At 39.6% G+C, this 13,130-nt stretch carries 9 protein-coding genes; 8 read left to right on the forward strand and 1 reads right to left on the reverse strand.

The features are described from left to right. Position 1 precedes the first annotated feature (1 nt). From E4O04_RS03535 to E4O04_RS03560, 6 genes are all read left to right on the forward strand, one after another. Positions 2-1,993 (forward strand): DUF4139 domain-containing protein, encoded by a 1,992-nt coding sequence (locus E4O04_RS03535; RefSeq protein WP_253709929.1) that lies wholly within the window; start codon positions 2-4, stop codon positions 1,991-1,993. Between the two features lie 109 nt (positions 1,994-2,102). After that, positions 2,103-3,170, forward strand: a complete 1,068-nt coding sequence (locus tag E4O04_RS03540; protein ID WP_253685463.1) for an MraY family glycosyltransferase — start codon at positions 2,103-2,105, stop codon at positions 3,168-3,170. A 23-nt stretch (positions 3,171-3,193) separates the two neighbouring features. Further along, positions 3,194-3,976, forward strand: coding sequence for a CDP-alcohol phosphatidyltransferase family protein (locus tag E4O04_RS03545; protein ID WP_253709931.1), 783 nt, complete (start codon positions 3,194-3,196; stop codon positions 3,974-3,976). A gap of 93 nt (positions 3,977-4,069) precedes the next feature. Then, a complete protein-coding gene (locus E4O04_RS03550; protein WP_253685459.1) occupies positions 4,070-5,590 on the forward strand; it encodes a glycine hydroxymethyltransferase in 1,521 nt (506 codons plus the stop codon). 91 nt (positions 5,591-5,681) lie between these two features. Further along, complete coding sequence (locus E4O04_RS03555; protein ID WP_253685457.1) at positions 5,682-6,413, forward strand: carbon-nitrogen hydrolase family protein; 732 nt, start codon at positions 5,682-5,684, stop codon at positions 6,411-6,413. Positions 6,414-6,496: 83 nt separating this feature from the next. Then, entirely contained in the window at positions 6,497-7,303 is an 807-nt protein-coding gene (locus E4O04_RS03560; RefSeq protein WP_253685455.1) for a phosphohydrolase, read from the forward strand. A gap of 20 nt (positions 7,304-7,323) precedes the next feature. Here the strand turns inward: E4O04_RS03560 and E4O04_RS03565 are convergent, their stop codons facing one another. Further along, complete coding sequence (locus E4O04_RS03565) at positions 7,324-8,838, reverse strand: IMP dehydrogenase (RefSeq protein ID WP_253685453.1); 1,515 nt, start codon at positions 8,836-8,838, stop codon at positions 7,324-7,326. Between the two features lie 149 nt (positions 8,839-8,987). Here E4O04_RS03565 and ileS point away from each other — a divergent pair, with 149 nt between their 5' ends. Continuing rightward, entirely contained in the window at positions 8,988-12,290 is a 3,303-nt protein-coding gene (gene ileS, locus E4O04_RS03570; protein WP_253709934.1) for an isoleucine--tRNA ligase, read from the forward strand. After that, the gene (locus E4O04_RS03575; protein WP_253709936.1) at positions 12,274-13,119 is read left to right on the forward strand and encodes a hypothetical protein; all 846 of its coding nucleotides are present in this window, start codon (positions 12,274-12,276) and stop codon (positions 13,117-13,119) included. Before ileS ends, E4O04_RS03575 begins: the two co-directional genes overlap by 17 nt. The last annotated feature ends 11 nt before the right edge of the window (positions 13,120-13,130 follow it).

Raw genomic sequence — 13,130 nt, forward strand, 5'->3', positions numbered from 1 at the left:
TATGAAAAAATTATTTTTTATGTTAATTTCATTAATGTGTATGACTACAGTATTTTCTGATTCGGTAATCGGGTTTAATGAGGATGATATTCCTTTAAAAAAGGTAACCCTTTATTCGTCAGGAGTTGCTCATTATGAGCATGAAGGCAGGGTAAGCGGCAGCGGAAAAATAGAGATGCTGTTTTTACCTTCCCAAATAAGCGATGTGTTAAAATCTATTTTTGTAAAAGATCCTGCCGCAAAGAATTTATCGATAAATTATCAATCGGAAGACACCCTTAAAAAAACTATGCAAAGTTTAAAGATAGATTTATCTGCAAATAACTCTATTTTTAAGATCCTTAACTCGCAGAAGGGAGCCGAAATTGAAGTTTATACGCCGAGTAAGATCATCGGTAAAATTTTAAGCGTGGATAAAATTGAAGAGTCTAAGGCTGATATAATTTTGTCGATTGCTGCGGCAGACGGTGTTAAGATAATATCCTTAAAAGATGTACAATCTTTTAAATTTACGGACCCTCAGCGGAATGATGACTTACAAAAGGCATTGAGTCTAATTTTAGAAGCCTCTGCAAAAGAAAGGAAGCTGATTTCGATTGATATAGAATCGACAGGAGAGCGTAATATAGGGGTGTCGTATGTTATGGAAGCTCCTATTTGGAAGCCGACATATAGGCTTGATATGGGCAATACAAGTGCAGCATTTCAAGCTTGGGCTGTAATAGATAACTCCACGGATCTTGATTGGAAGGATGTAAAACTTACCCTTACAAGCGGCCGTCCTGTAGGTTTTAAACAAAATTTGTATGAACCCTATTATACTCACCGTGAAACTATTCCCATCCTTGCAGGACAGGCAGCCAGCCCTGAAACCTTTGATTCCGCTTATGATAATTCTGCCGATTATAAGGTAGAAGAAAGAAAAGCTCCTATGAAAATGCAAAAACAGCCTTATTATGAGAGTATTGAACTTTCTATGACTGAGGCTGAAGAAGATGCTTATTTTGAAAATCAGACTGTTGCCACGAGTACTGCTGGGGAAATGTTTGCTTTTACCCCCGTTAAGCCCGTTAATTTGCCGAGACAAAAAAGCACGATGATTCCTTTAAGCCTTGCTTCTCTTCCGGCTCAAAAATATTCGGTTTTTTCTAATATACCCTATGGGGCTGATGTGCATCCTAAGTTATGCATCAGTATCGAGAATAATTCCGGACTAAAGTTTCCTGCCGGTGCAATTACGGTTTTTGAAAATGGAGAATATTCAGGTGATGCCGTTTTGGAGTTTTTACCCGAAAATGAAAAACGCATTATAGCCTTTGGGGATGATATAGATGTGAGAGGAGCAAAAACTGAGGACTTTGAAGAACATATTCATAGTCTTAAAATCGTAAAAGGAGTCTTAACAAAAAAATATAAATCATCTAAAAACTCTGTTTATACTGTTAAGAATTCTGCATCAAAAGAACGTTCCATTATAGTTGAACATTTTATAAGTTCAGGTTTTAATCTTGCAGATGAAAAGAAATTGTTGGAAAAGACTTCAAACAAGTACAGGTTTAATATAAAAGTTAAAGCTGGCTCGCAAGAAAAACTTGAGGTAGTTGAAGAAAGGTTTTTTGAAGAAATTCTTCAAATTAATATGATGGATAATAATTCAATGATAGCTATTTATTCCAATTCTAAGCTGCCCGAAAAGATAAAAAAAGCCTTTAAGGATGTTTTAAATGAAAAGGTAAAGGTTGATAAGGCTCAAAGTGTCTTGTTTAATTTACAAAATGAGCAAAAAAATCTTAATGCCGAACAAGATAGGATCCGTAAAAATATTCAAGCTGTCGGATCTGAGACCCAACAGGGAAAGATGTTTTTAGATAAACTTCTGGAGATAGAAAACACCTTGGAGAATTTAAAGAAAAAAATCAGCCAAAGTGAAAAAGAACATTCTAATCTGCGATCTGCGTTTTTAGATTATGTTGAAAAAATTAATATAGAATAATTATTTTTTCTAATTAAATAGGTTCTCTGCTATTATTGTTAAGGCTTGATAATTTAGCTGTATTGTTGTATAATGTCGTCACGGAATGTGATTAAGGAGAATACCGGTTTTGGCTATAATCCAGTTTGTTTTTTATATAATTCTTCTTCCCTGTGTATTATCTGCCGTTTTTGTTTATATGTCTATTATGTTTTCAAAAAAACATAATTTATATGACAAAATAGGCGGACGCAAGATACATTCCGGTAATATTCCGAGAATAGGAGGAGTAGGTTTCGGCTTTGCTTATCTAATTTCAAGCCTGATATTACATTTCCGTTTTCCTGAATTGAGACTATTGCACCTAAATTTCTTTTATATCGCCTTGGGCGGCCTGCTTATTTTTATAATGGGCTTGTGGGATGATATAAAAAATTGGAGAGCTGTTTTTAAGCTGTTGGTCCAATCGCTTGCTGCTATAATAGTCTTATATGGAGGATATACATTTAAAAAAATAAGCTTTGGACCAATAGGATTTTTTTGGTACATGGGGCCGGAAACATATATAATAACTTTCTTGTGGATAATAGGAATAACCAATGCAATAAATCTTGTTGATGGAATTGACGGTCAAGCAGGATGTTTAGGTGTTTCTGTTCTCCTAACCTATGCTGCGATTTATTATTCTATAGGTATAAGTTCTATGATTATATTCCGAGTGCTTATACTTGCATTCTCAGTCGTAGGCTTTTTATTTTTTAATTTATCACGGCCTAGTGCAAAGATTTTTATGGGTGACTGCGGCTCACAAATTTTGGGTTTTGTTTTGTCTATTTTGCCTCTTATACCGACTCCGGCTGGCTATGAGGCTGCGGGAGTACAATTTGCAGCTGTTATTTTAATGCTTCCCATCTTTGATACTGTTGCAGCAATATGGCGCAGGCTGAGGGAGAGACGCCCTATAGGTGAGGGTGATAAATTTCATCTGCATCATAAGCTTATGCTTATAGGTTTTAGCCCTAGAGGGGCTTTGGGTATTTTTATGATATTACAGCTTATAATAAATCTTTTTGCCGGAATGGCTATAATTTTGCAAGGGTTTAATGCTCTTATTGTCCTTATAGGACTTATTTTGGTAGGTTTGTTATTTTTTACATTGATTCATTATGAAAAAGAAAGAATTGTAAATAAAAAATAGAATTCGGAGTTGTTGCTTTAGTTATGGAAAAAAAAATCGGCAGATTGGTTTTGTTTTTTTGGCTGTTTCAATTTTCAGCCGTTTTTGCAATTTATAAGATATTTAATACGGATACTGAAATTTTTAGTGCTTTTTTAATACATATAACTCTCTGGCATTCCTTACTTTTGTTTTTTTTAATTTTATACAAGGGAGATTTTATAAATGTTGGGACTAATCTTGTGCTTGAGAAAATCAATCTTGCAAATGGAATTACCCTATTCCGCATAAGCTCAGTCCCCTTAATAGCTTTTCTTTTAAAGCAAAATTCGATAGAGCAGATAAAAATAATCTTAGCTGTTGTTTTAATCTTGGTTTTTTTGACGGACTTTTTTGACGGCTTTATAGCCCGCAAATTTAATCAGGAAACAAAGATCGGGCGTATGCTGGATTCCATGAGCGATTACTCCCTGCTTGCCCTTGTTTCAATTGTATATTACCAACTAGGTTTGGTGCCTAATTGGTTTTTCTATTTGATCTTTGGAAGGCTAATGTTTCAAGCCTTGGGAATGGTTTTTTTTATTCTTTTAAAATTCCCGGTCGAAATAAAATCTACAAGGGGAGGTAAAATAACAATAGCGGCAACTATGATCCTTTACAGCCTCAAAATGCTGCAATTTTTTATTCCCTTTTCTGATAACTTTAAGCAGTTATTTTTAATTGGCGAATATGCCTGCGGCTTTATTATTTTTGTATTTTTGTTTGAAAAGATATTTATTTTTTATGATCATTATAAAAAATATCGAAAAGGGAATAAAGAAAGTTAGCTCCCGGCAGGTAAGAATACTAGAATATAATTTTATAAATTGTTATAATAACAGAGTAATAGTATAAAACACACTTTTGATAGGAGTTACAATATGAAAGAAGGTTTAAAAAAATACCTTGAAAAGGAAGGCTCAAATGCAAAGCTGCCTATGGTTGCATATTTGGCCAATTTGGATCAGGTTGCATCCGTGTATCCTGAAGTTGCATCAAGCATTGTAAAAGAAATTGAGAATCAGCGAAGTCACTTAAAACTTATCGCCAGCGAAAACTATTCTTCATTGGCAGTTCAAGCTGCTATGGGTAACCTCCTGACCGATAAGTATGCAGAAGGTTTCCCTGAACATAGATATTACGGAGGATGTGAAAACGTAGATGCCGTTGAAATGGCAGCCTGTGCCGAGGCTTGTAAGGTATTTGGAGCCGAACACGCCTATGTTCAGCCTCACTCCGGAGCTGACGCAAACATCGTAGCCTATTGGGCAATTTTAAATGCAAAGGTTGAAGAACCCTTTTTAAAGAAATTTGAAACGGTTGTCGAAGGAAAGGTTAAGAAGATGAGCCTTGAAGGCTTGAGCCATGAGGATTGGGAAGAATTGCGCCATGCTCTTGGAAACCAAAAACTTATGGGCTTGGACTACTATTCGGGCGGTCACCTTACCCACGGCTATGTTCAAAACGTTTCTTCAAAGATGTTTAGAACATGCTCATATACCGTAAACAAGGAAACAGGCGAGCTTGATTATGCCGAGATCGAAAAAAGAGCAATGGAAGAAAGGCCCTTGATTCTTTTGGCCGGATACAGCGCCTATCCCAGAAAGATTAACTTTAAGAAATTTAGAGAAATCGCCGATAAGTGCGGAGCCGTTTTGATGGTCGATATGGCTCACTTTGCAGGTCTCGTTGCAGGAAAAGTTTTTGAAGGCGAGTATAACCCCGTTCTTTGGGCTGATGTGGTAACAACTACAACCCACAAAACTCTTCGCGGTCCCCGCGGTGCTATGATTCTTTGCAAAAAAGAATTTGCCGAGTTTGTAGATAAGGGATGCCCTCTTGTAATCGGCGGACCCCTTCCCCATGTTATGGCTTCAAAGGCTGTTGCCTTCCGCGAAGCAAACAGCAAGGAATATCAGGACTATGCCCACAAGGTAAGAGACAACGCTGCCGCCCTCGCTGAAGAATGTATGAAGCTCGGTATGAAGCTCCAGACAAACGGAACAGACAATCACTTAATGCTGATTAACGTAACAAAATACGGCTTAAACGGACGTCAAGCTGAAACTGCAATGTCCGAGTGCGGTGTAACCCTTAACAGGAACAGCTTGCCCTTTGATCCGAACGGTCCTTGGTGGACAAGCGGTTTACGCGTAGGTACACCTGCCGTAACAAGTCTTGGAATGGGCCCTGCCGAAATGAAGCAGATCGCTTCAATCATTGACAGGGTATTGAAGGCTTCAAAACCCGGCGTAACAAAGAGCGGAGCTCCCAGCAAGGCCAATGTTGTGGTTGACCCCACTGTAAAGGCCGAGATACAAAAAGAAGTAGATGCTATTTTACATAAATTTGTTCTTTATCCCGAATTGGATTTAGACTTCTTAAAGAGCATCTATTGCTAAACAATAAAAGAAGATTTTTCTTTTATTAAGATAAGGGGCTCCGAAAAGCTTTTGCTTTATATCGGATGCCCCTTTTTTTATGGAGGAAGATATGAAAATTGGACTTTGTGCATCGGAAAATAAAAATAATGATATTGATTTTAACATAGCTCAAATTGAAGGTTTTATAGAAAAAACAAAATCCGAAAAACCTGACCTTCTTCTTTTCGGAGAAAGTTTTTTACAAGGCTTTGACTCCCTTTCTTTTGAATATAAAAAAGATATTTTGACGGCTCTTCAAATAAACTCGGAACCCATTGCAAAAATCCGTTCAATTGCTCAAAAAGAAAAAACGGCCCTAGGTTTCGGCTTTATCGAAAACGATCATGGTGCTATTTTCAGCTCCTACATGATAGCCGGAAAAAACGGGGAGATAATTTGTCTTTATAAAAGAGTTTCTCAAGGCTGGAGAATTGAAGGGGCTTGTGCCGATTATAGGGAGGGGAAAGAGTTTTTTGAGTTTGATTTTGAGGGTAAGCGGCTGGCCCTTATTGTATGCGGAGATCTATGGGAAGATGAACTTTTAGAGCCGATTATCAGCCTCAATCCCGATGCCTTTTTATGGCCGGTATTTTGCAGCTATACAAAGGACGAATGGGAAAACGGTGAATCCTCCGCCTATGCCGAAAGATCGGCAATTTTGGAACCCCCGGTTTTATTTATAAATTCCCTTGTAAAGGAAAACGCTCCTGCTGCAGGGGGCGGCGCCTTTGTATGGCATCAAGGTAAACTCGTAAAAGAAATACCGATGGGAGAAACAGGCCTTTTGGTATACGAAATTTAATAAAATCTTAATGGAATTTTAAATTTTCTTTTGTTATATTATTATAAGTATAAATACTTGGAGTTATGATAATTGGAGTTGTTATGAAATCGCCTAAAGAAATTAATGTTGAGAAATTGCTTTTAGACTATGTTAAAGATAATCCTCTTGTCTCTCAGCTTTTACATATTTTGATTGCCGATCCTGAAATCGAAGCCTTGCAGGACTATGCCAATTCGGTTTCCATTGTAAGATTGGGGTATAATGATCACGGTCCTGTACACATGAAGATAGTTACCTTAAATGCTCTTAAAATATTGGATCTTTTAAAAAAGGCCGGGGTTCAGACGAGCTTACAAAAGGAAGGTTCAGGTTCCTTGGATGACAGCTACTGTGCTGTGGTGCTTGGAGCCTATCTCCACGATATAGGGATGTCCCTGACCCGCCAAGATCACGAGCTTTTTTCGATGACCTTGGCCCTTCCCATAATTGAAAGAACAATGGATAAGATGGGGATTACGTCCTTTACACGAAGGGCTGTGATAAAGGCTATGGCTAGCGAGTGCATAATAGGCCACATGGCAAGCCGAAGGATACATTCGATTGAGGCCGGAATAGTTTTAATAGCCGACGGCTGCGATATGAAAAAGGGCAGAGCCCGTATTCCGATGGAAATGAATACAGAGGCTAAGATAGGGGATATACATAAGTACTCTGCCAATTCAATTAAGTCCGTTTCCATTGCTGCAGGAAAAGAAAAACCCGTACGCATAGATGTTTTAATGGACAGTGATGTAGGCTTTTTTCAGGTAGAAGAAGTCTTGATGGGAAAAATAAATATGAGCCCTGCAAAGCCCTTTATCTCCCTCTATGCACAGTCGGGGGATAAGGAGGCTAAGCAATATCTTTAATAGTTGGATCCGCTCTTTATTTAATAGTTTGAGCTTGAAGAGTGGCTCATGTCTTTTAAGACTACATCGTGGGGGCCGCCCTCAATGATACTTGCCGAAGAAACTAATGTTATTTTGGCATCGCGTTGGAATTCGGGAATACTTAAAACTCCGCAATTACACATAGTCGAGCGGATTTTGTTTAAGGTAACAGCAACATTGTCGTGAAGCTTTCCTGCATAGGGAACATAGGAGTCTACGCCTTCTTCAAATGAAAGTTTTTTCTCCCCGCCCGAATCGTACCTCTGCCAGTTTCTGGCTCTTGCGGAACCTTCTCCCCAGTATTCTTTCATATAGTTTCCGTTAATTAATACCTTGTTTGTCGGGCTTTCGTCAAAGCGGGCAAAGTAGCGGCCGAGCATACAAAAGTCGCTTCCCATAGCAAGGGCTAAGGTTATGTGATAGTCAAAAACGATTCCTCCGTCAGAGCAGATGGGAATATAAATACCCTTCTTTTTAAAATACTCATCCCGGGCCTTGGCAACTTCTATTACGGCAGTGGCCTGACCTCTTCCTATACCCTTTGTCTCACGGGTAATGCAGATTGAGCCGCCTCCTATTCCTACCTTGATAAAATCGGCACCTGCATCAGCTAAAAAGTTAAAGCCGTCGGCATCGACAACGTTTCCGGCTCCTACGGGGATTGTATCTCCGTATTTTTCTTTTACAAATTGAATGGTTTGCTTTTGCCAATCACTGAAGCCGTCGGAAGAGTCGATACAAAGCACATCGGCTCCCGCTTCAACAAGGGTGGGCACACGCTCTTCATAGTCTCTTGTATTTATACCGGCTCCTACCATGTAGCGCTTTTTTTCATCGAGAAGCTCGAGCGGGTTTTCGGTATTGCTTTCATAATCCTTTCTAAAAACAAAGGCAACCAGCCTGCCGTCTTTGTCCAAAATGGGAAGAGAATTAAGTTTAAACTCCCAGATAATATCTTGGGCCTTTTTTAAGCTTATCCCTTCTTCTGCAACATGGAGGCGTTCGATAGGGGTCATAAATTCTTTTACTTTTTTATTTAAGTCTGTGTGACCTATGCGGTAATCCCTGCCCGTAACTACGCCTAATAGTTTTCCGTGCCCTGTTCCGTCATGTGTTACTGCAACAGTGGTGTGGTCGGTTCTGTCCTTTAAGTCTAAGACATCGCTTAAAGTTTGCTCGGGTGTGAGATTTGAATCGCTTTCTACAAAACCGGCCCTATAGTTCTTTACTTTTGCAACCATCTTAGCTTCGTTTTCTATAGATTGAGAGCCGAAAATAAAGGAAAGGCCGCCCTCTCTTGCAAGGGCAATAGCCATATTATGATCGGAAACGGATTGCATAATCGAAGAGACCAAAGGAATATTTAAACTGATTTTAGGTTCTTTACCTTTTTTATATTTTGTTAAAGGCGTTTTAAGAGAAACTGCCTGAGGAATGTGCTCGACTCCCGAAAGACGCGGGACCAATAAATATTCGCTGAATGTATGCGACGGTTCATCATAAAAAAAAGCCATAGATCACCTCAAAAATAAATTTGTTAATATTATAGTTTTTTACAAAAAAAATCAAGGACTTTGAATTTTTCGTTACTTCTAGGCGTTGTATAATTTAAAAAAAAATAGTATAATCCTTGACTGTAATTTTTTTATTTTGGAGTACTTTAATGTATAAGCCTGTAGACCCTAAGGTTGATTTTGCAAAACAAGAAGAAGATGTCTTAAAATTTTGGGAAAAAAATGACGTGTTTAAAAAATCCGTTTCCTCCCGTGACGGACGGGAGAATTATATTTTCTTTGACGGCCCGCCCTTTGCCACAGGGCTGCCTCACTTCGGTCACTTTGTTCCCGGAACAATTAAGGATATTATTCCGCGATATAAAACGATGAAGGGTTTTAAGGTTGAACGCCGCTTTGGGTGGGACTGCCACGGCCTTCCTGTTGAAAACTTAATCGAAAAAGAACTCGGACTTAATTCAAAAACCGACATAGAAAAATACGGTATAGATAAATTTAACGAGGCCTGCCGTGCAAGCGTTTTGCGTTATGTAAAAGAGTGGAAGCAGACAGTTACTCGCTTAGGACGATGGATTGATTTTGAAAACGATTATAAGACCATGGATCCCGGCTTTATGGAATCCATTTGGTGGGTGATGAAAAGCCTTTGGGAAAAAAGCCTCTTGTATGAGGGCTACTATATTCTTCCCTATTGTCCGAGATGCTCTACTGTTCTTTCAAACCATGAGCTTAACTTGGGAGGTTACAAGGATGTCCACGACCCCGCAATAACGGTACGCTTTAAGACTCTTTCTCCCGTAAAGACTTCTCCTGCCGCTAAGGCCTTTGAAGGAAAAAATGCTCTTCCCGCCGAAACCTACTTTTTGGCATGGACAACCACTCCTTGGACTCTTCCGAGCAACCTCGGCCTTGCTGTGGGTGCCGATATCGATTATGCTTTAATAGAATATGACGGGGCTCACTATATAATTGCCGTTCCACGTCTTGAAGCTTATTTTGCAAAGAACGGAAAAGAAGAAGCAAAAGAGTATAAGCTAATATGGACAAAGAAGGGTGCAGAGCTTGAAGGCTTACGCTATGAGCCCCTCTTTCCTTATTTTAAAAACTTGAGCGCGGACGAAGACGGAAAAAATGCTGAGGCAGGGCAGGGAGCTTTTAAGGTTTTAATAGGCGACTTTGTCACAACCGAGGACGGAACAGGCATTGTTCATACGGCTCCCGGTTTCGGTGAAGACGATAACAGAATATTTAAAGGTACCGGAGTGCCGACTGTCTGCCCCGTCGATGCGGAATGTAAATTCACTCAAGAAGTACCCGACTATCAAGGTCTTTTTGTAAAGGATGCCGACAAGCAAATTATGGAAAGGTTAAAAACCGAAGGCAAACTTTTTAAGCGGGCTCAAATTTTGCACTCCTATCCTCATTGCTGGCGATGTTCAAGTCCCTTGATATACAGGGCTGTTGCAAGCTGGTTCGTTTCTGTTACAAAGATAAAGGACAATCTCCTTAATGCCAACGCAAAAATAAATTGGCAGCCCGGCCATATAAAGACAGGCCGCTTCGGAAAGTGGCTTGAGGGAGCCCGTGACTGGGCTATCAGCCGAAACAGGTATTGGGGAAATCCCATTCCGATTTGGAAGTGTGAAGAATGCGGCGAGAAGATTTGTGTAGGAAGCAGGGAGGAGCTAAAAGAACTTTCAGGAGTCTTCCCCGATGATATGCACAAGCATTTTGTCGATAAGATAACTATTCCCTGTAAAAAATGCGGCGGAACGATGAAGCGTGTAAGCGAAGTTTTGGATTGCTGGTTTGAGTCCGGCTCGATGCCCTATGCACAGCAGCACTATCCTTTTGAAAATAAAGAATACTTTGAAAAAAACTTCCCGGCCGATTTTATTTCCGAAGGCTTGGATCAGACCAGAGGATGGTTTTATACCCTGACGATTTTGGCGGCAGCCCTTTTTGATGAACCTGCCTTTAAAAACTGTATCGTAAACGGTCTTGTACTTGCCGAGGACGGGAAAAAGATGTCCAAGTCCTTACGCAACTACACCGACCCCAACGAGGTTATAAAGCAATTCGGTGCTGATGCCCTCCGTCTCTTTTTGATGAATTCGAATGTCGTAAAGGCTGACGACTTAAAATATTCGGATGACGGAGTACGAGATGTTCTTAAAGGAATTTTAATTCCTTTTTGGAACAGCTACAGTTTCTATATAACCTATGCCAATATCGATGGAGTAAAGCCGCCCCGCAACGCAAAGGTTGACGGAAAGGACGAGGGCGTCGAAGAGTTTTTGAGTAAGCTGAATAATCCTTTAGATCTGTGGATTTTATCGGTAACCGAAAAGCTGGTTGCCGATGTAACGGAAGCCCTCGACAAGTATGATCTATCGCAAGCCATTCCGCCGATGGTCGAATACATTGACCTTTTAAATAACTGGTATATCCGCCGTTCACGCCGCCGATTTTGGAAGAGCGAAAATGACGGGGACAAGGCTCAGGCCTACGAAACCCTATACCGTGCCTTAAAGAAATTCTCCCTTGTTGCCGCTCCTGTAGTACCCTTTATTACCGAAAGCATTTGGCAGAATTTGCGGACAGAACAGGATGCTCTTTCCATCCATCTTGCAGACTACCCTGAGTACAACGGCAAGATAAGAAACAGCGAACTTGAGTTTAAGATGAAAACCGTGCAAAAAGCCGTTTCGATGGGAAGATCCTTACGTTATCAGTTTAACTTAAAGATAAGGCAGCCACTAAAGGCCGTAGAAATAGTAACCCTTAATCCTGAAGAAAAAAGAGTTCTTTTGGAAATGGAAGAAAGCATAATTGAAGAGCTCAATGTTAAAGAGGTTATCTTCCACGAAAAAGAAGATGAGCTTGTCGAGTATTCGGCCAAGGCTAATTTTAAGGTCCTCGGAAAAGAACTGGGCCCTCTTATGAAAAAAGCCGCTGCCATTATCGAGCAGATGAATTCAAGCGAGATTCAAAATATAATGGAGGGGGCCACCTTAAGTATCGACATTGAAGGAAAATCGGTTGAAATAACAGCCGATAAGATCGTAATAAACAGGATCGAAAAAGCTTCTTTAAAAATAGTAAATGAGGGAACCTTAACCGTAGGCCTTAACACAGAGCTGACTGAAGAACTTTTAATGGAAGGTTATATCAGAGACTTGGTAAGAGGTATTCAAACCCTGCGTAAGGAGTGCGGTCTTGATGTTACCGACAGAATTAAACTTTATCTTTCAGCCTCTCAAAAAAATGCCGATAATAAAGAATTAGAAAAAGCCTTTGAGCTTTTTAAGGACTATGTTTGTGATGAAACCTTGACTGTGCAGTCTTCTTGGCTTAAAACCGGAGATTTGGCAACATCAGGCTCAATTAAAACAAGCCTTGTTGAAGCCGGCGATTATGAATGGGAGATTGGAATTGAAAAGAATAATTAGAAATACCCTTGCTGCACTCATTTTTACTTTTGTTTTTGCCTCATGTAAAACCGCACCGCCTCTTCCTGGGATTGTAAGACCCTTCGGTATGGTAGGCGATAATGCAGATATGTATATTTATATGCCTATTGAGAAAAATAAAAGGATAGCAGAACCCATTTTGACTTCGGTTGGGGGAGATGCTATGAAGCAGGCTCTTAGCAGGACAACAGCTGTTTATTCGGGTGTATTTTTAAGGAGCGGTTTGCCCGAAATAAGGATTTGCTCCACCGGTAAATATCCGTACGGAGTAACTGACAGTATTTTTAAGAAAAAAAACGGCTGGGAGCCTAAAAAAACAAAGGAGAGGTATAAGTATTATAAATCATCCTATGTTGATGTTTCAATTCCGTCTCCGCAAATAGCCTGTTTGGTTATGGGCCCTGATGACAGACAAAATATGGAAGCCTTTTTAGGAAAATTGAGTAATCCGGAAGAAGCCGTGTTTTCTCAACGTTTTGATACCCTTGTCAATTCAGGTTCCCATGATATAGGCATCTTTGTAACAAACGGAGACTTTTTTTTAGGACAGATAATAGGAGTCCGGCTCGGCCTTCCTGTAGGTGTGATAGAGATGTACTTAAAAAAGAATTCGGAAGTTGAAAATGAATATATATACGATTTAAGTATTGAAACAAAGAATGTAATGACGGCTTCCTTATTGAAATTATTTTTTAAAAAGCAGCTTAAGGCTGATATAAGGCTTGAAGAGAATAAACTGATTATAGAAAACAGATCTGTTACTGAGTCTAGAATTATCGAAATAATAAAGTCTTTATATAATTATTAAGCTATAGGAGT

Origin of the sequence: Treponema sp. OMZ 799 (assembly GCF_024181365.1) — a bacterium.
Lineage (GTDB): Bacteria > Spirochaetota > Spirochaetia > Treponematales > Treponemataceae > Treponema_B.